Origin of the sequence: Saccharopolyspora sp. NPDC002686, from assembly GCF_040295745.1 — a bacterium.
GTDB classification, from domain to species: domain Bacteria; phylum Actinomycetota; class Actinomycetes; order Mycobacteriales; family Pseudonocardiaceae; genus Saccharopolyspora; species Saccharopolyspora oryzae.
Map to the genome: position 1 here is coordinate 1 of NZ_JBEOVY010000029.1, position 21,537 is coordinate 21,537.

The following is a 21,537-nucleotide window of genomic DNA, read 5'->3' on the forward strand; positions in this document are numbered from 1 at the left end:
GCCGATGCGGCCGCCTGCCTCGCGGCGGTCGGCGAGTCCGCTGGCGCTGAGATCGCCGACCGGCAAGCCCGGCTCGTCGGGGCCCTGCAACATCCGGTGGTGACTGCGTCGACGTACGAGCAGCTTCAGGCCAGCCTGCTCGAGAGCGCTCAGGGGTGATCGGCACCGCAGGCCGATCAGGTCGAACACGCCTCGCGTGCTGAACAACGTCCGTGCTGCCGTCAATGTCGGCAGTGGCCGCTTTGGCGGGCAAGGTGGTTCTTCTCGGAATTGGCCGCTTCCTCGGCGGAAGCGTGCGGTTGGCAGCGGAGCCGATTTCAGGAACAGCTGCTGGACATCACCACCACATGCCCGTTGGACGTCGAGTTCGTCTATCGCGAAATGACCAATTGGCGCATTTCGAAATGTGTTCCGACGCACTCGGAGTTGGTCTTCCCGGCACCTAGAATCGCGGGTGGACACCGTTGTCGAAGGCACTGCTGTTGCATTGGACGTTGTTGCGGCGTGCGGGGAAGGTGTGGCTTTCGGTGCGCAAGGTCAAGGATTTGACCGGACCTGGGATCACCGACTCCTTCGGAGTGGGCGGAACCGATCTCGGGGTAACCGCGATCGCTCCGGACGGGCGGCTGGTCTCGGTGTTCGGCGACACCTTCGAGCAGGCCGGTGTGGGCGGCCCTGGTTGGCGATCGCCGGTCGTGCTGTTCGGGGATCCGGCGACGGCCAGGAGCGGGATCCGGTGGACCGGCTCCACCGGTCCGCGGTCCTACGCCGATCAGGCCCTGGACTACGAGCACGATTCGGTCGTGCGCGGGCGGCGGGTGACCACCACGCTGCCCACCGACGTGATCACCATCGGCGGTGAGATGTACCTGCACGTCATGGTCTGCGAAGGGCTCGGCAACGTGCACTGGACCGAGGTGCACCGGTCCACCGACAACGGCGAGACCTGGCACCGCACCGACGCGACCTGGCCCGGTGACCTGCACGACGGCCTGTTCCAGATGCTGACCTGGGAGCAGGGCGACGACGGTTACGTCTACGCCTTCTCCACCGGTTTCCAGCGGGACAAGGGCCTCATCCTGCAACGAGTGCCCGCCGACCGGATCGGGGATCCGCGCGCGTGGGAGGGCTGGGGCTTCCGCGACGGTGCCTGGGCTTGGGGGAACCCGCCGACGGTCGCCCTCACCGGCGCGTTCGGCGAGCTCTGCTTGCGGCGGATCGAAGGCAGGTGGTTGCTGTGCTGCTTCGACGCCGGCAACTACCGGATCGACGTCCTGGACCTCGACCACCCCACGTCGAACCTGTACGAAGCCGCCCGCAGCACCGTGCTGCACGGCACGTCGTGGCAGCACGAGGACCACGGCCACGGCCGAGTCGCCCAGCTCTACGGCGGCTACATCGTCCCCGGTTCGACGTTGGACGACCTGCACCTGGTGGTCAGCCAGTGGAACACCGAGCACAACTGGCCGTACCGGGCCATGCAGTTCGCCGGAAGCGTCCCCCGGCCCGGCCAGCAGGCCCCGGAACCCGCTGAGCCGGTCGAATCCCATCGCGGTGCGGGCATCTTCCGCATGGCGCGCGAGGTCGCCCGGCGCATCACCGGGTAGGCACGCGCCCCAGCCCGTCATGCGGCCGGGAAGTGCATCGGCACCCGAACCTGGGTAATCCGTGTCGGAGCGTGGTGAACGACGACTGCGGGGGCGCTCCGATGACCAGTACGCGCCGAGGCGGAGCCGGTCGCACCGTGGACTGGCCGAGCCTCCTGGTGGACGAGTGGACCGCCACGCGGGACACGCTGCACATGTGGACCCAGATCGTGGGCAAGATCCGGCTGGTGCAAGCGCCGATGACCGCGCACTGGTGGCAGGTGCCGCTGTACGTGACCCCTCGCGGCCTCTCCACCTCGGCCATCCCGCACGGCGGGCGCCTGTTCGACTTGGAGTTCGACTTCGTCGACCACCAGCTGCAGATCCGCTCCAGCAACGGTGGCGAGCGCCAGGTGGCCCTGGAGCCCAAGCCGGTGGCCACGTTCCACCACGAGGTCATGACCGCGCTCGCCGAACTCGACCTGGAGGTCCCCATCTTCGGGCGCCCGGTCGAGGTCGAGCGCGCCATCCCGTTCGCCGACGACGTCGAGCACGCCTCCTACGATCCCGATCACGCACAGCGGTTCTGGGGCCAGCTGGTGGCCGCACACCGGGTGATCAGCCGGTTCCGGTCGCGGTTCCTCGGCAAGGTCAGCCCCGTGCACTTCTTCTGGGGCGCGATGGACCTGGCCTGCACCAGGTTCTCCGGGCGCACTGCCCCACCACATCCCGGTGGCGCCCCGAACTGCGGCGACTGGGTCATGGTCGAGGCCTACTCGCACGAGCTGTCCAGCTGCGGCTTCTGGCCCGGCGGCAGCGAAGAAGGCACCTTCTACTCCTACGCCTACCCGGAACCGCCCGGTTATGCCGAGCACCCGGTGTCGCCGGAAGCCGCCGCCTACGACGTGAACCTCGGCGAGTTCGTGCTGCCTTACACCGCCGTGCGCACCTCCGACGATCCGGACGAGACCCTGCTCGACTTCCTGCAGACGACGTACCAGGCCGCCGCCGAAAACGGCCGGTGGAACCGCGGCGATCTGGAGATCCAGGCCCCGCACGACTCCCCCAGCGCAGCCGGGCGAAAGGCACCCAGCTGAAGGCGATCCCGCAGGAGGCAGCAACGATGAGCACCGACGACCTGCCAGCTCCCGAAGCCGGGCTGGTGCTGACGCACTTCCTGACCGTGTCCGATGTGGCCCGTTCCCGGGCCTTCTACACCGATGTCTTCGGCGGGCAGGTCGTGCTGGCGGAGAACCCGTGCATCGTGAAGATCTCCAACGGCTGGATCATCATGAACCCCGGCGGCGGTCCGACCCCGGACAAGCCCGAAACCGTCTTGCGCCCACCGGAGTCCACCGACGTGGTGTCGTCCTTCCTCAACGTCCGAGTTGCCGACATCGCAGCCTTCTACGACCACGCTCGCAGCAAGGGCGCCGAGTTCCTCACCGAGCCGATCGACCGCAAGGCCGAGATCCGCTGCTACCTGCGCGATCCGGACGGCTACCTGATCGAGGTCGGCCAGGCGACCGGCATGCTGAAGGGCGTCTACGCCGACCCACCGGCTGGTGGCTGACTCAGCTCATCTGGACCTCCCGATCAGGGACTGGGCCAGGTCTTCGAAGCAAGCGCGGGTCTCGGCCGGCATCGCCAGCGAGGCCAGGCAGTCGTCGACCCCGGCGAGGTGCCTGGCCGCTTCCCGTTCGGCGAACTCGCGGCCGCCCGCCTCCTCGACGAGCTCCGCCGCCAGCCGGAGCTCGAAGTCGGTGCGCACGCCGCGTTCGACGAGCACCCCCAACCGCTCGCTCGCGGAACCACCGGCGGTCAGCGCGGCGATGATCGGCAGGGTCCGCTTGCCCTCGCGCAGATCGCCGAACACCGGTTTCCCCGTCTTCGCGGGGTCTCCCCAGATGCCGAGCACGTCGTCGGTGCACTGGAACGCCAGGCCCAGGTGGCGTCCGAGGCGGTCGAAGCAGTCGGCGACCGCGGTGTCCGCACCACCCAGCAAGGCCCCGGCGGAAGCCGAGAACGCCAGCAGGGCACCGGTTTTCGCCTCCGCCATCGACTGGTACTCGGCGATGCGCACCGCCTGCTCGCCCGTCCACGGCCGCTCGGTGAACCGGATGTCCTCCACCTGTCCCACCACGACTTCCCGCATCGCGGTGGACAGGCGCATCGCCGCCGCAGCCGCGCCTGGGCGACCGCTGTTCAGCAGGGCGCCGAACGCCTCGGAGTGCAGCGCGTCGCCGATCAGGATCGCCGCCGGGACCCCGAACTCCTTCCACACCGCCGGCTGGCCGCGCCGCAGTTCGTCGTTGTCGATGATGTCGTCGTGGATCAGGCTGAAGTTGTGCACGAGCTCAGCGGCCGCCGCCGCGGGGACCGCGTCCGACGCCTCGGCGCCGACCGCCTCCGCCGCGAGCACGGCCAAGGTTGGTCGGATCGCCTTGCCGGAAGCACCGGAGCTCCCGGACCACCATCCGAAGTGGTATCTGCCGACACCGCCCAGCGATGGTCCCAGCCGGTCGACGATGTCCCGCAGCGCCGGTTCGGTGAGCTCGCGGGCACGCCTGATCGCGCCGAGCCCCAGCTCGTGATCAGTGCTCGCAGTGGCCGGAAACGTCATCGTGATCCGCCTCAATCCTGGTCTCGTCCCCCGACCTGATCGAAGCTATCCGCGCACGGAGTCGGTCGTATCGGCCGAAATGGCAACGAAGATCAACCGATCGGCCGAGACTCGGCCGGCGCCTCTCATACTTTCGGCCAGGTGAGACCCAGGACCGTCCACCGTCGACAACCGCGAGAATCCCCGGGAGGAAACGAGAACCTCAGCCCCGGAGTGGACGTTCACCGGTCGTGGGCAGGAGGGGCTGTCGTGCCGCCGAGGGGCATCGGGGGCAGGCCGAGCTTCCGGTGGTCCCAAGACCGCGTGCGGTCGACGTGCAGCCGCACCGCGACGCGCTTGTGGAGCATCGCCTCCACCAGCGGCTTCACCTCGTCGTCGTACGGACCGTGGTAGCGCTCCCACATGTCGACACCGACGTCCCAGAGCGCGTCGGCGTCGTCCACGAGCTCCGCTCGCCCCTCCATCGAGACGCCCCGCAGCGCGTCGTAGGTCAGCCCGTCCTCGATGAGGACGGTGACCCGCGGGTCGCGGCGGATGTTGACCGCCTTCTGCGCCTTGGACTTGGTCTCGAACCACAGGGCGCCGTCGATGACGGCGAACCACATCGCGACCGCGTGCGGGTGACCGCTCGGGCCGAGCGTGATCAACGTCGCGGTGCGCTGGGTGGCCACGAAGGCCGAGATCTCCTCCGGAGTCATCTCGACCTCGGCTCGCTGGTTGCGTCCCACTGCTCTCCTCCCTAACCGGCGGGTTCGCCGCGGAGATCGCGGCCGCGCGTCTCGGAGATCAGCAGCACGGCGGTGGTGCTGACGCCGACCGCGACCACGATGATCCAGCTCAGCGGCAGGCTCGATCCTCCCGCGCCGGCCACCAGCGCGGCGGCGACCATCGGGGTGAAACCGGCTCCGAGCAGGCTCGCCATCTGGTACCCGAGCGACACGCCGGTGTAGCGGACGCGGGTGCCGAACATCTCCGACAGCATAGGGGCCAGCGGCGCGTACATCAGGTTCTGGAAGACCTGGGCGATCACCAGCGCCGCGGTCAGCGCGGTCACCGATCCGGACCCGACGAGCGCGTACATCGGGAAGGCGAAGGCGAAGGCGCCGATCGCCCCCGCCATCAGCACCCGCCGCCGCCCGATCCGGTCGGACAGCGCCGAGAACAGCGGGATGCCGAGGAGTCCGGTGAGGCTGATCAGCAGGTGCGCCCGCATGATGTCCGGCAGCTCGTAGCCCAGCCCGGATGCGTAGGCGACGCTGTGCGAACCGATCAGGGCGGTCAGCGCGAACGGCCCGATGCCCGCTGCGCAGGCGAGCAGCACCGCGCGCGGCTTCCTGAGCACCTGCACCAGCGGCACCGGTTCCCGTTCGCGGGCCTTCCCCGCTTCCACGGCTTCCCGGAACAGCGGGCTCTCCACCACGCTCAGCCGGACGTAGAGCCCGATGATGAGCAGCACCGCGCTGGCCAGGAACGGGATCCGCCAGCCCCACACGAGGAACTGCTCCTTCGGCAGCAGGGTCACCAGCGCCACGGCTCCGTTGGACAGCAGCGACCCGAGCGGCGAGCCCATCTGCATGATCCCCACCCACGCGCCGCGCCGCCTCGGGTCGGCGTGCTCGATGACCATCAGCGCGGCCCCGCCGTACTCGCCGCCGACCGCGATGCCCTGCACCACGCGCAGCAGTACGAGAAGCAGCGGCGCCGTCAGCCCGAGGGTCCCGTAGGTGGGCAGCACGCCGATGAGGACGCTCGCCACCCCCATCAGCAGCATGCTCGTCACCAGGGCCGACTTCCGCCCGAGCCGGTCCCCGAAGTGCCCGAAGAGCAGCCCGCCGAGCGGCCGCGCCACGTACCCGGCCGCGAGCGTGCCGAAGGCCGCGATCGTCGAAGTCGCCGGATTCGACGCCGGGAAGTACAACGTGCCGAAGACCAGCGCGGCCATCGTGCTGTAGAGCAGGAAGTCGTAGTACTCGATGACGGTTCCAAGCAGGCCGGAGAACGCCACCCTGCGCACCTGCCGCGCGTGCTCGCTGCCGCCCACCTCGATCTCGGGAGCAGCCGGTTCCTGCCTCGTCATCGACACCACCGCTCTCCAGGCGCCGGGATCTGACCAAGCGCTTGCTTGCGGCAAGCTACGCACCCGGTCACCTCCGGTCAAGACCTGCCGCGGGGCATTCGCAGCCAGGGCAACGACTTTCGCCGCGCGCTCAGTCCTCGGCCGGTGGAGCTTCGAAGCTCTGCAGGTTCCGCTGCCTCGCCATGAGCAGGTGCACGCCGATGGCGCAGAGCGCGATGAACCCCGCGATGAAGAGCATCACCTCGGCGAATCCCGCGATGATGGACTCGCGCCCGGTGGCCCCGGACGATCGCAGGACACCCAAGATGATCGGCACGACGACCCCCAGTCCGAGGCCCATGCCGAACTGACCGAGCGCGGGCTTGACCGCGCCGACCGAACCGACCATCTCCTTCGGGGCCGCCGACATGATCACCGCCGACTCGGAGTTCTGCGCCCACATGATCCCGAAGCCCACGACGAACGCGCAGACGGCGAAGTACCACGAGCCGGTGGTCGTGCGCACCAGCCCGAGCAGCAGGATTCCGAACGCGATCGTGAGCAGACCGCTGGTGAAGATGGTGCGGGCGCTCAGCCCCAGCCGCTTCTGCGCCTCTCCGGCCGCGAGGGTGCCGAACAGCATTCCCACCGACATCACGGTCAGCGCGAGCGAGACGACGAACGCGCTGCGCCCCAGCACGCTCTCGAGCACGGTCGGCAACTGCATCGCGATCACGCCGTTGGCGAAGTTGAACGCGATGCCCACCACGCAGGCGGCGGTGAAGGCGGGCACCGCGAACAGCCTGATCGGAAAGCCGGGCTCTGGGATGCGCGCCTCCCAGAGCGCGAACCCGGCCAGCAGCACCACTGCCAGCAGCAGTCCGCCCAGCACCACGGGGTGGCCCCACCCGAGCTCTCCGGCCAGCGTGAACCCGCCCATCAGGCAGATCAGCGCCACAGCCGCGAGCAGCACACCGATCGCGTCGAACTTCCGCAGGTGCGCGGCCCGGCTGTCCGGGACCGCCAGCGCGCCGAACGCGACGAACGCGACCGCCAGGACCGGGATGATCAGGCAGGTGACGCGCCAGCCCAGTGCGGCCTGCAGGGCACCGCTGCCGATCGTGCCGAACACGCTGATCGCCGACTGCACCCCCAGCCACGCGCCGAACACCCTCGGCAGCTCCTCCGGCCGGAACACGGTCGGCAGGATCGCCAGGCTCATCCCGAAGCTCGCCGCCGTGCTCACGCCCATCACCATCCGGCCGAGCACGTAGACACCGGCCACCGGGGCAGCCGCGCACAGCACCCCGCCGACCGCCATGCCGAGGGTGCCGAGCAGCAGCACGCGGCGCCTGCCCCGCAGGTCTCCGAGGATCCCGATCCCCAGCATCGCCGCTGCGAGCAGCAACGTGCCGACGCTGGAGGCGAACGCGCGCACGCTCGGATCCATCCGGAGCTCGGCGGCGACCTCGGGCAGCGCCAGCGAGTTCAGCGTGGGGTCGAGCACCTGGAGCGCGGACAGCAGCGACAGGCCGACCAGCGCGTACGCGCGCCGGTGGTGGCTGTCGACCACTTTCGCCGGCCACTGCTGCGGGACCGGGGTGTCCGGCGCACCGGGCGAGGCCATCCCGCTCATTCCCGGAAGGTGCAGCGGCCGTCGAGGTAGGTCGCGCGGATCGGGATGTCCCCGATCTCGCCCGGTGGCACGACGTTCGGGTCGGCGTCCAGGACGACCAGGTCCGCGCGCTTGCCGACTTCCAGCGAGCCCACGTCGTGCTCCGCGAACAGCTGCCAGGCGGCATCGATGGTCTCGGCGCGCAACGCCTGCTCGACCGTGGTCCGGAACTGCGGTCCGATCACCCGTCCGCTGCGGCTGGTGCGCGTGACCGCGACCTGGACGTTGCGCAGCGGTTCCGGGGGCGTGACGGGCGAGTCGTTGTGGAACGAGATCGGCACACCGGCCTGGAGGGCGGCGCCCGCGCACGTCCACGACTCGGCGCGAGCTCCGAACAGCCCGTCCACCAGCACGTCGCCCCAGTAGTAGAGGTGGTCGACGAAGAGGCTGCAGGTCACGCCCAGCTCGGCCGCGCGCTGGTACTGCTCGGGCGTCATGGCACCGCAGTGCTCCAGCCGCAACCGGGCGTCCGTGCGCTCCGGATGCGCGGCGAGCGCCTCGGCGAACACGTCGAGCACCATGTCGACCGCCTCGTCGCCGTGCACGTGGCAGGCGATCTGCCAGCCCGGCGGGAAGTAGGCCGCGACGATCTCGGTGAGCTGCTGGCGGCTGTAGTTGGTGCCGCCGCGATGGCCCGGGGCCAGACCGATCGAGCGGGTCTGCGGGGTGTCGAGGTAGGGGAAGCTGGTGCCGATGTTGCCGACCCACGGGGAGCCGTCGGCCCAGATCTTGATCCCCACCTGCTGGAACATCAGGTCGTCGCGATCTTCGCCGGGGACGACGTCGGTGCGCTTCTCCGGGACGCTCACCTCGTAGACGCGCATCCGCACCTTCGCCGCACCGGACCGGGCGAAGGCCTGGACGGCTTCCCGGGCGTCGCGGCGGAATCCCAGATCGGCGACGGTGGTGATGCCGGCCCGCGCGAGCCGGTCGTGCTCGTGGCTCATCAGGGCGCCGAAGTTGTCCGCATCGGGTCGGCTGATCGCACCGCCGAGCACCATCGCGGTCGCGGGAGCTTCGAACGCCGCGCCGGTCGGCTCGCCCGCCTCGTCGCGTTCGAACCGCGACCCGAGCGGGTCCGGGGTGTCCCTGGTGATCCCGGCGCGCTGGATCGCCAGGGTGTTGCCCCAGGCGCTGTGCCCGCTGTTGTGCATCACCGAGAGCGGGTGGTCCGGGCAGAGCTCGTCGAGGAAGCGCCGGTCGATCGCGGGCAGGCCGTCCTGCAGCAGCGGGTCCCAGCCGTACGCGCCGAGCCAGGCACCGGGTTCTGCGGTGGCCACCGCCGCCCGCAACCGGGCCAGCACCTCCTCGGCGGTCGCGCAGGTGACCGGGCGGATGTCCAGGACGTCGGGCCCGGCGAGGACCATCTCGAGGGTCGGATGTCCGTGCGCTTCGACGAAGCCCGGCAGCACGGTCCGGCCGTCGAGCCGGACCACCTCGGTGTCCGGGCCGCACCACCGCTGGACCTCCTCGTCCGAGCCGACCGCGGCGACCCGGCCCCCGGACACCGCCAGCGCGGTCGCACGCGGCTGCTCGCGCGCCATGGTGAGCACGTTGCCGCTGATCAGGACGAGTTCTGCTGCGGGCGCCATCGGCCACCTCATACCGGTCGGGGAACGGACTGCCACCGATCCTCTGCGCCGACCCGGGCGCACGCACGGCGGGTGCGCAGATCGCGTCCTGACCACCGACTTCGCATTCGCCGTCCGGCAACGAGCCCATGCGGGAGGTCTCAGCGGGGCCACGGTTTGTCGCGCGATCGGACGCAGGGCTTGATCCAGGTGGCGGGAGTCACACATAATCCTGCGTTAACTTCCGTTAACAGCCGGTGGGCCGCTCGACGGGCTGCTCGCCCTCGCGCAGGTCCGGGAGGATGCGGTGAACACGAGCACTGCCCAGTTCAGCCGCGCGGTGCGCGCTGAGATCGAGTCGTCCTGGCGGCGCTCCGTCCTGAGCGGGTTGCGGCCGGAGTCGGCGGTGGACCGGTTGAACATCGCCGAGTTCGACCCCCGCAGCCGACTCCTGGTCGCCTCCGCCCCGGTGCTGGACGAGCTCGCCGTCCGATTGTCCGGCACCACCTTCTGCATCGCGCTGGCCGACAGCGCCTGCCGGATCGTGGACCGCAGGTTCACCGATCTGCGCACCGAACGGGCCCTGGACCAGATCAGCGCGGTCCCGGGCGCGCAGTTCACCGAGGAGAACGCCGGGACCAACGCGCTGGGCACTCCGTTCGAGGTCATGCGCGGCGTCACCGTGCACGGGCACGAGCACTTCGTCGAGGCGCTGAAGACGTTCAGCTGCTACGGCCATCCGATCCGCAACCCTGTGACCCGGCGGATCGAAGGCGTTCTGGACATCACCGGGGTCGGGCCAGAGGCGAACCCGCTGTTCCCGCCGCTGATGCAACGCGCGGTGGAGGACATCGAGCAGCGATTATGGGAAGGCGCGCGACAGTCCGAGAAGCGGTTGCTGCAAGCTTTCCAGGACACCGCGCGGCGCCGGTGCCGGGCCGTGGTCGCATTCGGCGACGAGCTCGTGCTGACCAACCGGGCCGCCCTCGACCTGCTGGAACCGTCCGATCACGCGGTCCTCCGCGACATCACCTCCGGCGCTCCCACCTCCGGCGAATTCGCGCGCGACCTGGTGCTGGGCTCCGGCGCCCCGGTCACCCTGCGAGCGCAGAAGGTCGGCGGCACCCGCGACGGCGTGCTCGTCGAACTGACGCCCCGCTCCCGCCCCCGGGTACCGCGCGGCCTGCCCGCCGGATCGCGGAAGTCCACCTTGGACGGTCGACTGAAGGAGCTCCGCAGCAGCGGCGAACCGGTGCTCATCGCCGGCGAACCGGGCACCGGGCGCACCCGTGCCGCGAGGCTCGTCGTCGGCGACCGCGCCGACCTGGTCGACGCCGCCGACCTGGTCGTGCTCGGCGAGCGGCAATGGGCCGAACGGCTCGATTCGACGACGGCGGACGCGCTGATCGTCGAACGGATCGAGCTCCTGCCGGATGCGTTGTGCGCGCGGCTGACCCGCAGGCTCGCCGAAAACCCCCGCGTGGTGCTCACCTCCGCGCCGCAGGCCGACCTGCCCGCCGGAGCCCGCAGCGCCGCCGCCATCTGCCCGACCCGGGTGGACCTGCCGCCCCTGCGCAACCGGGACGACGAGTTCGCCGAGATCGCCCACACCATGCTCACCGAACTCCGCCCCGGCGCGCGGATCGCACCCAGCGCGCTCGAAGCGCTGATCGCCCAGCCCTGGCCGGGGAACCTGCGGGAGCTGCGGGGAGTTCTCCGCGCGAGCGCCGAACACCGCACGGCCGGCGACATCACCATCCGCGACCTGCCTGCCGCCTACCGCACGACCGGCCGCACCGCCCGGCTGACCGGCAGGGAACGCGCCGAACGCGACGCCATCGTCGAAGCGCTGCGGGTCACGGACGGCAACAAGGTGCACGCCGCGCAACGCCTGGGGATCAGCCGCACCACCCTCTACAGCCGGATGCGCGCCTTCGGGCTGCCCCGCTGAGGTGTACAGATGTTGAACAGTTGACCACCCGATCCGGTGGCGATCATGTGCCGGTGAGAGCGGTCGAGATCGTCCCAGTGCGGATGCGTGCCCACCCGGATGTTCCGCTGATCGGCGGGGTGCGGATCTCCTGGGCGTGCCGGTGGCCGGGAACCGCAGCCGGTTCGGCGGTTCCGAACCGGCCTGCCGAGGGGTGAACTGGGATCGACCTGCACCATGACCGAGGCAGTCGCGCTGTGATCGGAGGCCGGAATTGAAGACGAAGGCGGCAGTGCTCCGGGACGTCGGCAAACCCTTCGAGATCGTCGAACTCGACCTGGACGGCCCGCGCGAGGGCGAGGTGCTGATCAAGTACACCGCGGCCGGGCTGTGCCACTCCGACCTGCACCTCACCGACGGGGACCTGCCACCGCGCTTCCCCATCATCGGCGGCCACGAGGGCGCCGGGATCATCGAGGAGGTCGGCCCCGGCGTCACCAAGGTCAAGCCGGGCGACCACGTGGTGTGCAGCTTCATCCCCAACTGCGGCACCTGCCGGTACTGCTCGACCGGTCGGCAGAACCTCTGCGACATGGGCGCGACCATCCTGGCGGGCTCGATGCCCGACGGGTCGTTCCGGTTCCACTCCGACGGCGAGGACATCGGCGCGATGTGCATGCTCGGCACGTTCTCCGAGCGGGCCACCATCTCGCAGCACTCGGTGGTCAAGGTCGACGACTGGCTGCCGCTGGAGACCGCGGTCGTGGTCGGCTGCGGGGTGCCCAGCGGATGGGGCACCGCGGTCAACTCGGGCAACGTCCGCGCCGGTGACACCGTGATCATCTACGGCATCGGCGGACTGGGCATCAACGCCGTGCAGGGCGCGGTGCAGGCCGGGGCGAAGTACGTCGTCGTGGTCGATCCGCTGGAGTTCAAGCGGCAGAAGGCGCTGGAGTTCGGCGCCACGCACGCCTTCGCCGACCCCGACGAAGCGCAGGCCAAGGTCACCGAGCTCACCTGGGGGCAGGGCGCGGACGCGGCGCTGATCCTGGTCGGCACGGTCGACGAGGCCGTGGTGTCCAGCGCGACCGCGGCGATCGGCAAGGGCGGCACCGTCGTCATCACCGGCCTGGCCGACCCGACCAAGCTCACGGTGCACGTCTCCGGTGCGGACCTGACGCTGAACGAGAAGACCATCAAGGGCACCCTGTTCGGCTCGTCGAACCCGCAGTACGACATCGTCCGGCTGCTGCGCCTCTACGACGCCGGCCGGCTCAAGCTCGACGAGCTGATCACGACCCGGTACACCCTGGAGCAGGTCAACCAGGGCTACCAAGACCTCCGCGACGGCAAGAACATCCGAGGCGTGATCGTTCACGACTGAGGGAGCCGAGCGGACCAGACGGGGGGCCGGGTACTGAAACGCCCGACCTGACGGGGGGCAGGGCCCGCCGCGTGGCAGCAGCCGCGCGGCGGGCCCGCCGTTTTCCGGCAACCGCCGCTGCACCGGAGCGATCAGGCGCGCTGCGCCCTATCCTCGGCGCCGGAGGTGTGAGGGCGCCTGGTGGCCCCCGCGGTCTTCAAAACCGACGTGGCCGAGCACCTCGGCCAGGCGGGTTCGATTCCCGTCCACCTCCGCCACCAGCGGCCGTGCGCGGGGCATGCTCCAGCCTGTCCCGGTGGAGATCGTCCAGCGGAGCGCGGCGTGACCCGCAGCCCGCGAACGACCGCACCAGATCGTGCGCACCCTGCGCTGGAGCAACTTCCGCTGACGCGTCAGAGCGCAGGGCGGTCGGGGAATCCGGCCGGGTTGATGACGTAGGCGATGCCGCCGGAGCCGCCGGCCTCCTTGCCATCCGCGTCGTAGCGCTTGGTGCGCAGCCAGACGTTCTCGAACTGCTTTCGCGGATAGACGTTGCGCACCGCGGCGTCGTCGGAGGAGGCCGGGTCGTTGGCGATGACGTCGCCGTCCTCGGTGAAACCGACGATGACCATGAGGTGGCCTTCGGTGCCGTAACCAGCGCCGTCGAGCTCGTCGGCGCGGAACGACTGCGAGGTGATCAGCGGGATTCCGCTGCGGATGTACTGCTCGGCATCGGCCAGCGAACGCAGCCGGGTGATCCGCGCTTCCAAGCCGTAGGAGGCGGCGTAAGCGGCGTTGAAGGACCAGTTCCCGGTCCCGTCGTAGGCGTAGTCGAAGGTCTGCCGGGCGGCGTGGTCGACGACGGGGTCCGGGTGGTTCGGCCCGATCCAGGCGAGGTCCTGCTCGGACGGGCGCTTCCCCCAGTACTCGACGACCATCTCCGCCGACGTCGGGCTGCACCACGCCTCGCCGCCACCGCCGAACTGCGGGAAGTGTCCTTTGTGGATGTTCTGGGAGTAGCGCGGCACCGGGAGCTCGATGCCCCACGCCCCACCGGCCCCAGAGGCCGGGACCTCGAACCTGTCGGGGATCGCCGAAGCCATCGCGCCCAGCAGCGACACCGATGGCGACGCGGAGGTTCCGGTGGCCCGGTGGAGGGTGACGCGCAGCTGGTAGCCGGACAGCTCCGCGCCGGGGCTCGCGGTGAACGTGTCCACGTCGACGGACCCGTTGGTGTCGGACTGCCCGCCGACGCTCGTGCGCTTGATGTCGGCATCCCCCGAAGCCCATTGGCCCAGCACGTACCAGCCGGTGTCGGCGCCGCTGGCGGTGCGCCCCCGCATCTCCACCTGCACCCAGGTCCCCGGCGGCGTCGACGCGTTCCACGAACCCACCAGCTGGGTCGCGCCGAAGTCGAGCGGGTGCACCGGCGAGGTCCACCGCGCGAAGTCGTACTCGCGCTCCCCGCCATCGGGCGACGGATGCAGGACCGTGCCGTGCGGGTCGCCGATCCGGACGGAGTCCCCGTCGACCGCGGTCCCCTCGGCGGTTCCCTCCTGGAAGTCCGGTCCGGAGCTCCACTCGTGGAAGTCGACGTCCGCCTCGTCCTGGGCCGGGCCGCACCCGACCACCGCCAGCACCAACGCGCCCACGACGACGGTGAGCGCCCAGCCACGGATCACCCTGCGCACCTGCATGCTGACACCCGATCCACTCACCGCTTCTCGGCGGTATCCCGATGTGTTCGCAGACCAGGTTCGCACACTTCCCAGCTCCACGCGGGCACTTGCGGGACCACCGCGCAATCGACGTTCCACAGTGGTCAGATCAAGCGCACGACCTGCGATTTCGCGGTTCGCTGAACTGATCCCGCGGGGCCGGCCGTGGTGATCTTGTACCGGGTTGTCGGCAGCTGCCCCGAACGGGCGGGCTGCGGGGAGCCGGGGCGATCGGGCGCACGCGAACACCACCGACCACAGCTGCGGAGGACCGCCATGACAGCAAGCCGGATGCGACGCCGCGTCGCCGCCGCTTCCCTCTCCCTGGGCCTGAGCATCGCCTGGGTCTCCATGCCGCCCGCGGCCGCCGACATCCCTCCGCCGGACGAGGGCTGGACGCTGACCTTCGGCGACGACTTCACCGGTGGCGCGGGCAGCCCGCCGTCGCCGGACTGGATCATCGACACCGGCACCTCCTACCCGGGCGGCCCGGACAACTGGGGCACCGGCGAGGTCCAGACCTACACCGACGACCCGGCCAACATCGCCCAGGACGGCAACGGGAACCTGCAGATCACCCCGCTGCGCGACGACTCGGGGAACTGGACCTCGGCGCGGATCGAGACGCAGCGGGGCGATTTCAAGGCCGCCGAAGGCGGCGCGGTCCGCATCGAAGCGCGCCTCCAGGTCCCCAACACCACCGGCGATGCCGCACTCGGCTACTGGCCGGCGTTCTGGGCGCTGGGCTCGCCCTACCGCGACAACTACTGGAACTGGCCCGGAATCGGCGAGTTCGACGTGATGGAGAACGTCAACGGCAAGAACGAGACGCACGGCGTCCTGCACTGCGACGTCAGCCCCGGCGGCTCGTGCAACGAGACCACGGGCCTCGGCGGCAGCAGCCCCTGCCCCGGCGAGACCTGCCAAGCCGGATTCCACACCTACCGCTTCGAGTGGGACCGCACCGGCGACGTCGAGGAGCTGCGCTGGTACGTCGACGGCCAGCAGTTCCACTCGGTGCGCGAGGACCAGATCGCCCCGACCGCCTGGCAGAACATGACCTCCCACGACGGCTACTTCCTGCTGCTCAACGTGGCGATGGGCGGCGCCTTCCCGGACGGCGACGCGGGTTTCGCCACCCCGACCGCCTCCACCGAACCGGGCCACCCGATGCTGGTCGACTACGTCGCCGTCTACAACCGCTGACCCAACGCCCACGGCCCAGGACGCACCTCAGCGCTCCTGGGCCACGACGGTGCATTCAGCGGCGAACCCGATCATGCAACCGGCCCCTCGCTGAATCTTGACCATCGCTCTCCTTCCTGTAGCGTGAACCTAGAACACGTTCTACTGGTAGGCACCCCCACTCAACCGCAACCTCAGGGGACCGTGACGCAAACCAGCCACAAACAACCGCAAAACCGCAAGATCGCTCCCCAACGCAACCACCACTGTGAATCGCGGAGAGGCGGAACTGAGAGGCGGAACCGCATGATGCTCGATGGTGAAGTGGTGGTCGTCTCCGGAGTCGGCCCGGGACTGGGCGCCCAGCTGGCGGCGGCCGCCGCGGCCGAAGGCGCGAAAGTCGTGCTGGCGGCGCGGTCGACGGAAGTGGTCGACCTGGAGGTCCAGAAGATCACCGACCTCGGCGGCGAAGCGCTCGGCGTCTCCTGCGACATCCGCGAACCTGACGAGGTGGCCGGGCTGGTGGAGGCCGCCGTCGGCCGGTTCGGCACGATCACCGGGCTGGTCAACTCGGCTTACGGCCACCCCGGCTTCGCCGACCTGCTCGACACCCCGGAGGACGCCGTCCGCCGCACCATGGACGTCGTCCTGTTCGGCGCTCTGAACGTGACCCGCGCCGTGGTGCCGCAGATGAAGGCGGCGGGCCGCGGATCGGTGGTCAACATCGGCACGATGGCCACCCGCAAGCCGATGCGCGGCGACGGCGGTTACGCGGTCGCCAAAGCGGCGATGACGGCGGCGACCCGGTCGCTCGCCTTGGAGCTCGGCGAGCACGGCATCCGGGTCAACCAGGCGGCCATGGGCTGGCTGGACGGGCCCGGCGTTCGGTTCCACCTGAAGATGGCCGCGGACCAGCGGGGCATTTCGGAGCAGGACGTCTACGACGAGATCGCGGCGCGCAACCCGCTCGGCCGGATCCCGACCGATGCGGACTGCGCGGGCGCGGTGCTGTTCCTGCTGTCCCGCCATGCTTCCGAGATCACGGGGGCGACGCTGGACGTCAACGGCGGCGAGTACATGCCGGCATGAGCGGTGCCGTCGAGTCGATCGTCGTCGAGATTCGACGCCGAGGACCGGGTTTCCCGCGGCCCTCGGCGTCGACCGGTCAGCGGCTCTGCACCACGGCGAACGGCTGGGGCCGGTACGAATCACCGTTGCTGCCGGTGCCGACCAGGCGCCCGTCCGGGAGTTCGGCCCCGTTGATGAGGGAACCGTCCTGCGGTCCTTCGACCTGCTGCCACGATGTCCCGTCGTAGCGCAGCAGCGCGTCGGGCGAGAGGTTCCACAGGGCGCCACCGGCCAGCACGAGCTTGCCGAGCTTGCTGACCGGAACCGGCGGGTCCTGCCGGCTCCACTGCGCCCCGTCCCAGTGCATCAAGACCGGCTGGCTGGCATCGGGAGTGTCGTAGGGCGTCTGGGTGGCCGAGAGCCAGACGTCGTTCGGCCGGTAGGCCGCGACGTCGTGCACGGTGAGGTAGTCGGAGTCCGATGTGTCCAGCGGTGGAACCGGAACGTGGCTCCACTGCACGCCGTCCCAGTGCATCGAAACGAGCTGTTCGGGCCGCCCGACGGTCTTCCCGACCATCCACAGGTCGTCCGGCGCCGCACCGCCGATGCTGTCGAAGCCCTGCTCGTCGGTCTCGGGCGGCAGCGCAGCGGTCTGCCAAGCACCGTCGACCCAACGCGCGGCGAAGCTCCGGGACAACGGGTTCTCACCGTCCCGGTAGGCGCTCCCGATCATCCAGACGTCGGGCCCGACGTCTGCGACGTCGCGGGGCGAGACGCGGGGTGCGTCCGGCACCTCCACCGGAACCTCGGTCCACGCCCTGCCGTCCCAGTGCACCGCTCGGCCTGCGCTGACCTTGGTGAACTGGCTGACCACCCAAGCGTCGTCCGGACCGGTCGCGGCGGAGGACACGACCTGGCCGATGTTCGGAATCCCCACCTCCGCCCAACGCCCGCTCTCCTCCCGCCGGAAACCCTGCGCGTTGATCGACATCGGCGACCCCGGCTCGTTGTAGCTGCCGAAAGCCCAGGTCGAGCCTCCCCCACTGGACACGGTGCTCACGTAGGACGCCATGTCGGGCCGCCCCGGGAACTCCTCCCGGTGCCAAGCACCGTCGGCCACCGCCGTCCCAGCAACACCCACGACGGAAACCACCGCCGCGGCCAGCACAACTCCGCTCCTCGCCATCAAAACCCCTCAGCAGACGATCCGTACCCCCACAAGACGCCCGCAGAACCGATCAGGTTGCCCACGACCGGCGCACTCCGACCACCACCAGACGTCTCCCCTGCGCAGATAGCCTTGAACCGTGGATCTGCCGACGACACCGTCCCTCCGGGCCATGGCCGATTTGGCCACTCCCATGGCCATCCGCGTGGCCGCGACCCTCAGCCTGGTGGAGCACGCGGGCAGTGCAGGAGCGACAGCGGAACAACTCGCCGCCGAGACCGCGACGTCCACGCCGGCTCTCCGATGCCTGCTCGATCACCTCGTCGCGGTCGGAGTCTTCGCCCTCGACGACGCGTCCGGTCGCTACCGGCCGACAGAACTCGGCGCCCAGATGAGCGAGGACTCCCCGGAAGGGATCAAGCCCCTGCTCGACATCAACAGCGCTGGCGGGCGAGCAGACCTCGCTTTCGTCGAACTGCTCGGGACGATCACCACCGGGTCGCCCGCCTATCCGCACCGGTACGGACGCGACTTCTGGGCGGACCTCGACGCCGAGCCGGAGCTGCGGCGTTCCTTCGACGCCCAGATGAACTGGCGGTTCCAGGTGCAGGCGGGGCAGATCGCCGAGCGCTTCGACTGGAGCCGATTCGCCCGGGTCCTCGACGTCGGCGGCGGTGACGGAACCGTGCTCTCAGCGGTCCTGCACGCCCATCCCGAGGTTCGCGGCCAGGTCCTGGACCTGGCTCCGACCGCCGCCGCAGCAACCGACCGATTCGCGGCGGCCGGACTCGCCGATCGGGCGAGCGCTGTCCCCGGCAGCTTCTTCGACCCGCTTCCCGAAGGCGCCGACATCTACCTGCTGTCCGACGTCCTGCACGACTGGGACGACGAGCACGCCCGCAAGATCTTGATCGGATGCCGCCGGGCCGCCGCCCCCGGCGGAACGGTGGTCGTCATCGAACCGATCCGCGGAAAGGGCTCCGACACCGCGATAGACCTGTTCATGTTGATGTGCTTCGGCGGTCGGGAGAGAACTGCGGACGAGCTGACCGACCTGGCAACCGATTCCGGGCTCGAACTCCGCAGCTGGAGCCCGGTGGCCGAAGGTCGCACAGCACTGGAATTCCGCGTCGCCCCGGGAAGTGGATGACGCACGTCGGGGCGGTCGTCCGGCCTGCTGCTCGCCTAGCATCGCGAAAAGTGCTGTGACCAGGGGCATAGGAGGTTGAGCTGGGTGGTCCGGTCGAAGTCGCGGTTGGTCGGGTGATCGGTTTGCTAACGTCTCCGTCGCAGTCCTAGTAGTCGGCGGGGGTTCCACGGTGGGTTTGTTCGACAAGATCCGCGGCGAGTTCATCGACATCATCGATTGGACCGATGACAGTCGCGACACCATCGTCTGGCGGTTTCCCCGCCACGAGAACGAGATCAAGATGGGCGCCAAGCTGACCGTGCGCGAGTCGCAGGCGGCCGTCTTCGTCAACGAGGGGCAGGTCGCCGACGCCTTCCCGCCCGGCATGTACACGCTCGACACGCAGAACATGCCGGTCCTGTCCACCATCAAGGGCTGGAAGTACGGCTTCAACTCGCCGTTCAAGGCCGAGGTGTACTTCGTCAACACCCGGCAGTTCACCGACCTCAAGTGGGGCACCCAGAACCCGGTCATCGTGCGCGACCCGGAGTTCGGCATGGTCCGGCTGCGGGCCTTCGGCGGGTACGCGCTGCGGGTGATCGAGCCGGTGGCGCTGCTGCGCGAACTCGCCGGAACCGACCCGGCGTTCCGCACCGAGGAGGTCTCCGAGCACCTCCGGCAGATGATCATCGGCAAGCTCGGGCCCGCGCTGGCCGCTTCCGGCGTGCCGATGCTCGACCTGGTCACCCAGCAGGGGCAGATCGGCGAGCGGATCGCCAACGCGCTGAACCTGGAGCTGCGCCCGCTGGGCATCGAGATCTCGCGGTTCATCATCGAGAACGTCTCGGTGCCGCCCGAGGTCGAGGCGATGATCGACAAGCGGACCCAGATGGGCATCGCGGGCGATCTCAACCAGTACTCGCAGTTCCAGGCCGCCAACGCGATGGAGAAGGCCGCGCAGAACGACGGCGGCGCCGGTGCCGGCATGGGCATGGGGATGGGCATGGCGCTCGGCCAGCAGGCCGCGGCCGCCGCTCACCAGCCCGCGCAGCCGCAGCAGAGCGCACCGGCCGGTCCTCCGCCGCTGCCGCCGCAGGACCAGTGGTACCTCGGCGCGAACGGCCAGCAGCTCGGTCCGTTCGACTTCTCGGCGCTGGGCCAGCAGATCTCCAGCGGCACGCTGACCGCGGACACCCTGGTGTGGAAGCAGGGCATGCCGTCGTGGACGGCCGCGCGCCAGGTTCCGGAGCTCAACTCCCTGTTCGGCCAGGTGCCGCCGCCGCTGCCGCCGCAAGCCTGACCCCGGAGGGGACCCGATGTCCAACCCGCACGGCGGAAGCCCTGCCGCGTCGGCCACCTATCCCTGCGGTGGCTGCGGCGCCCGCCTCGAGTTCTCGCCCGGCACGAACGTGCTGCAGTGCCCCTACTGCGGGTTCCGGCAGGAGATCCAGGCCAGCGGCCAGCAGATCCGGGAGATCGCGATCGAGGAGCTGGGCTCGCTGCCCCGCAAACCGGTCGGCCAGCTCGCCCCGTACACGCTGGTCTGCCAGCGCTGCTCCGCGCAGACGCAGACCACCGCGACCGCGGGCTTGTGCCAGTTCTGCGGTTCGCCGCTGGTGCTGGACCCCAACGCCACCGGCCAGATCATCCCCGAGGGCGTGCTGCCGTTCGCGGTGGACCACAACGGCATCCGGACGTCCTTGGGCAAGTGGGTGTCGTCGCGGTGGTTCGCGCCGAACTCGTTCAAGAAGGTGGTCAACGCCGAGTCGACCAAGGGCACCTACGTGCCGCACTGGACCTACGACTCGGCCACCTTCTCCCACTACCGCGGCCAGCGGGGCGTGCACTACTACGTCACCACGCGGGACAGCAACGGCAACACCCGGACGGAGCGCCGGACCCGCTGGTACAGCGTGAGCGGACAAGTGTCCCGCGCGTTCGACGACGTCTTAGTACCTGCCAGCATGGCGCTGCCGGTCGACAAGGTGGACGACCTCGCGCCGTGGCCGCTGCCCGAGGCCCAGCCCTTCCAGCAGCAGTACCTGGCCGGTTACTACGCGCTGCGCTACGACGTGGAACCCGAGAACGGGCTCGGCGAGGCCAAGTCGCGGATGTCGAAGGTGATCAACGAGGACTGCCGGCGCGACATCGGCGGCGACGCGCAGCGCGTCGACCACGTGAACACCAACTTCACCAACGTCACGTTCAAGCTGATGCTGCTGCCGATCTGGGTCGCGACCTACATGTACGCGGGCAAGAGCTGGCAGATCCTGATCAACGGCCGCACCGGCGAGATCCAGGGCGAACGCCCGTGGAGCAAGGTGAAGATCGCGCTCGCGGTGGTCGCCGCGCTGATCGCCCTGGTGGTCCTGTTCCTCGTCTTCCGCAAGCACTGATCGCACCTCCGGGTAGCCGGAAATGCGTTCCCCAGCTGGGAGAAGTCCGGCTTCCCGGAGATTTTCGCT

General features: G+C 69.9%; 18 protein-coding genes and 1 tRNA gene. 12 read left to right on the plus strand and 7 right to left on the minus strand.

Annotated features, from left to right (window positions below):
* The 4 genes from ABTZ89_RS38915 to ABTZ89_RS06255 form a co-directional block, all read left to right on the plus strand.
* The coding region (locus ABTZ89_RS38915) for a YobF C-terminal domain-containing protein (RefSeq protein ID WP_502949512.1) at positions 1-159 on the plus strand (159 nt) is incomplete at its 5' end.
* Between the two features lie 368 nt (positions 160-527).
* Entirely contained in the window at positions 528-1,607 is a 1,080-nt protein-coding gene (locus ABTZ89_RS06245) for a glycoside hydrolase family 183 protein (protein ID WP_351040861.1), read from the plus strand.
* Between the two features lie 101 nt (positions 1,608-1,708).
* Complete coding sequence (locus ABTZ89_RS06250) at positions 1,709-2,683, plus strand: DUF5996 family protein (RefSeq protein WP_351040863.1); 975 nt, start codon at positions 1,709-1,711, stop codon at positions 2,681-2,683.
* Positions 2,684-2,709: 26 nt separating this feature from the next.
* On the plus strand, positions 2,710-3,159 hold the full coding sequence (locus ABTZ89_RS06255; RefSeq protein ID WP_270951282.1) for a VOC family protein: 450 nt from the start codon (positions 2,710-2,712) through the stop codon (positions 3,157-3,159).
* A gap of 6 nt (positions 3,160-3,165) precedes the next feature.
* Here ABTZ89_RS06255 and ABTZ89_RS06260 read toward each other — a convergent pair whose 3' ends face one another.
* The 5 genes from ABTZ89_RS06260 to ABTZ89_RS06280 form a co-directional block, all read right to left on the minus strand.
* Entirely contained in the window at positions 3,166-4,209 is a 1,044-nt protein-coding gene (locus tag ABTZ89_RS06260) for a polyprenyl synthetase family protein (protein ID WP_351040866.1), read from the minus strand.
* A gap of 221 nt (positions 4,210-4,430) precedes the next feature.
* The gene (locus tag ABTZ89_RS06265; protein ID WP_351040869.1) at positions 4,431-4,937 is read right to left on the minus strand and encodes a pyridoxamine 5'-phosphate oxidase family protein; all 507 of its coding nucleotides are present in this window, start codon (positions 4,935-4,937) and stop codon (positions 4,431-4,433) included.
* Positions 4,938-4,948: 11 nt separating this feature from the next.
* Positions 4,949-6,286, minus strand: coding sequence for an MFS transporter (locus tag ABTZ89_RS06270; RefSeq protein ID WP_351040872.1), 1,338 nt, complete (start codon positions 6,284-6,286; stop codon positions 4,949-4,951).
* Positions 6,287-6,416: 130 nt separating this feature from the next.
* A complete protein-coding gene (locus ABTZ89_RS06275; RefSeq protein WP_351040875.1) occupies positions 6,417-7,901 on the minus strand; it encodes an MFS transporter in 1,485 nt (494 codons plus the stop codon).
* On the minus strand, positions 7,898-9,532 hold the full coding sequence (locus ABTZ89_RS06280; RefSeq protein ID WP_351040878.1) for an amidohydrolase: 1,635 nt from the start codon (positions 9,530-9,532) through the stop codon (positions 7,898-7,900). Before ABTZ89_RS06280 ends, ABTZ89_RS06275 begins: the two co-directional genes overlap by 4 nt.
* Positions 9,533-9,785: 253 nt before the next feature.
* On the opposite strand from ABTZ89_RS06280, the gene ABTZ89_RS06285 reads away from it, so the two are divergent.
* The 3 genes from ABTZ89_RS06285 (at position 9,786) to ABTZ89_RS06295 (ending at position 13,082) form a co-directional block, all read left to right on the plus strand.
* Positions 9,786-11,462: a sigma-54-dependent Fis family transcriptional regulator gene (locus tag ABTZ89_RS06285; protein WP_502949513.1), complete on the plus strand. Its 1,677-nt coding sequence runs from the start codon at positions 9,786-9,788 to the stop codon at positions 11,460-11,462.
* 253 nt (positions 11,463-11,715) lie between these two features.
* Positions 11,716-12,825: an NDMA-dependent alcohol dehydrogenase gene (locus ABTZ89_RS06290; protein WP_270951275.1), complete on the plus strand. Its 1,110-nt coding sequence runs from the start codon at positions 11,716-11,718 to the stop codon at positions 12,823-12,825.
* A gap of 161 nt (positions 12,826-12,986) precedes the next feature.
* Positions 12,987-13,082, plus strand: a tRNA-Sec gene (locus ABTZ89_RS06295).
* Positions 13,083-13,217: 135 nt separating this feature from the next.
* On the opposite strand, the gene ABTZ89_RS06300 is transcribed toward ABTZ89_RS06295, so the two are convergent.
* On the minus strand, positions 13,218-14,501 hold the full coding sequence (locus ABTZ89_RS06300) for a C39 family peptidase (protein WP_351040881.1): 1,284 nt from the start codon (positions 14,499-14,501) through the stop codon (positions 13,218-13,220).
* 297 nt (positions 14,502-14,798) lie between these two features.
* On the opposite strand from ABTZ89_RS06300, the gene ABTZ89_RS06305 reads away from it, so the two are divergent.
* Positions 14,799-15,728 (plus strand): glycoside hydrolase family 16 protein, encoded by a 930-nt coding sequence (locus ABTZ89_RS06305; RefSeq protein ID WP_270951273.1) that lies wholly within the window; start codon positions 14,799-14,801, stop codon positions 15,726-15,728.
* 285 nt (positions 15,729-16,013) lie between these two features.
* Positions 16,014-16,796, plus strand: coding sequence for an SDR family oxidoreductase (locus ABTZ89_RS06310; protein ID WP_270951272.1), 783 nt, complete (start codon positions 16,014-16,016; stop codon positions 16,794-16,796).
* A 76-nt stretch (positions 16,797-16,872) separates the two neighbouring features.
* Here the strand turns inward: ABTZ89_RS06310 and ABTZ89_RS06315 are convergent, their stop codons facing one another.
* Positions 16,873-17,961, minus strand: a complete 1,089-nt coding sequence (locus ABTZ89_RS06315) for a hypothetical protein (protein ID WP_351040884.1) — start codon at positions 17,959-17,961, stop codon at positions 16,873-16,875.
* Between the two features lie 154 nt (positions 17,962-18,115).
* Between ABTZ89_RS06315 and ABTZ89_RS06320 the strand changes: the two genes are divergently transcribed.
* The 3 genes from ABTZ89_RS06320 (at position 18,116) to ABTZ89_RS06330 (ending at position 21,468) form a co-directional block, all read left to right on the plus strand.
* Entirely contained in the window at positions 18,116-19,093 is a 978-nt protein-coding gene (locus ABTZ89_RS06320; protein WP_351040911.1) for a methyltransferase, read from the plus strand.
* Between the two features lie 169 nt (positions 19,094-19,262).
* Complete coding sequence (locus tag ABTZ89_RS06325; RefSeq protein WP_351040887.1) at positions 19,263-20,372, plus strand: SPFH domain-containing protein; 1,110 nt, start codon at positions 19,263-19,265, stop codon at positions 20,370-20,372.
* Between the two features lie 16 nt (positions 20,373-20,388).
* Positions 20,389-21,468 carry a hypothetical protein gene (locus ABTZ89_RS06330; RefSeq protein ID WP_351040890.1) on the plus strand — a complete coding sequence of 360 codons (1,080 nt, stop codon included), beginning with the start codon at positions 20,389-20,391 and terminating at the stop codon, positions 21,466-21,468.
* The last annotated feature ends 69 nt before the right edge of the window (positions 21,469-21,537 follow it).

What these genes read in the sequence shown, in the direction of transcription:
- ABTZ89_RS06310 (WP_270951272.1), top strand. Translation starts at nt 16,014, where the DNA reads ATGATGCTCGATGGTGAAGTGGTGGTCGTCTCCGGAGTCGGCCCGGGA.
- ABTZ89_RS06255 (WP_270951282.1), top strand. Translation starts at nt 2,710, where the DNA reads ATGAGCACCGACGACCTGCCAGCTCCCGAAGCCGGGCTGGTGCTGACG.
- ABTZ89_RS06305 (WP_270951273.1), top strand. Translation starts at nt 14,799, where the DNA reads ATGACAGCAAGCCGGATGCGACGCCGCGTCGCCGCCGCTTCCCTCTCC.
- ABTZ89_RS06330 (WP_351040890.1), top strand. Translation starts at nt 20,389, where the DNA reads ATGTCCAACCCGCACGGCGGAAGCCCTGCCGCGTCGGCCACCTATCCC.
- ABTZ89_RS06250 (WP_351040863.1), top strand. Translation starts at nt 1,709, where the DNA reads ATGACCAGTACGCGCCGAGGCGGAGCCGGTCGCACCGTGGACTGGCCG.
- ABTZ89_RS06320 (WP_351040911.1), top strand. Translation starts at nt 18,116, where the DNA reads ATGGCCGATTTGGCCACTCCCATGGCCATCCGCGTGGCCGCGACCCTC.
- ABTZ89_RS06270 (WP_351040872.1), bottom strand. Translation starts at nt 6,286, where the DNA reads ATGACGAGGCAGGAACCGGCTGCTCCCGAGATCGAGGTGGGCGGCAGC.
- ABTZ89_RS06280 (WP_351040878.1), bottom strand. Translation starts at nt 9,532, where the DNA reads ATGGCGCCCGCAGCAGAACTCGTCCTGATCAGCGGCAACGTGCTCACC.
- ABTZ89_RS06260 (WP_351040866.1), bottom strand. Translation starts at nt 4,209, where the DNA reads ATGACGTTTCCGGCCACTGCGAGCACTGATCACGAGCTGGGGCTCGGC.
- ABTZ89_RS06275 (WP_351040875.1), bottom strand. Translation starts at nt 7,901, where the DNA reads ATGAGCGGGATGGCCTCGCCCGGTGCGCCGGACACCCCGGTCCCGCAG.
- ABTZ89_RS06300 (WP_351040881.1), bottom strand. Translation starts at nt 14,501, where the DNA reads ATGCAGGTGCGCAGGGTGATCCGTGGCTGGGCGCTCACCGTCGTCGTG.
- ABTZ89_RS06315 (WP_351040884.1), bottom strand. Translation starts at nt 17,961, where the DNA reads ATGGCGAGGAGCGGAGTTGTGCTGGCCGCGGCGGTGGTTTCCGTCGTG.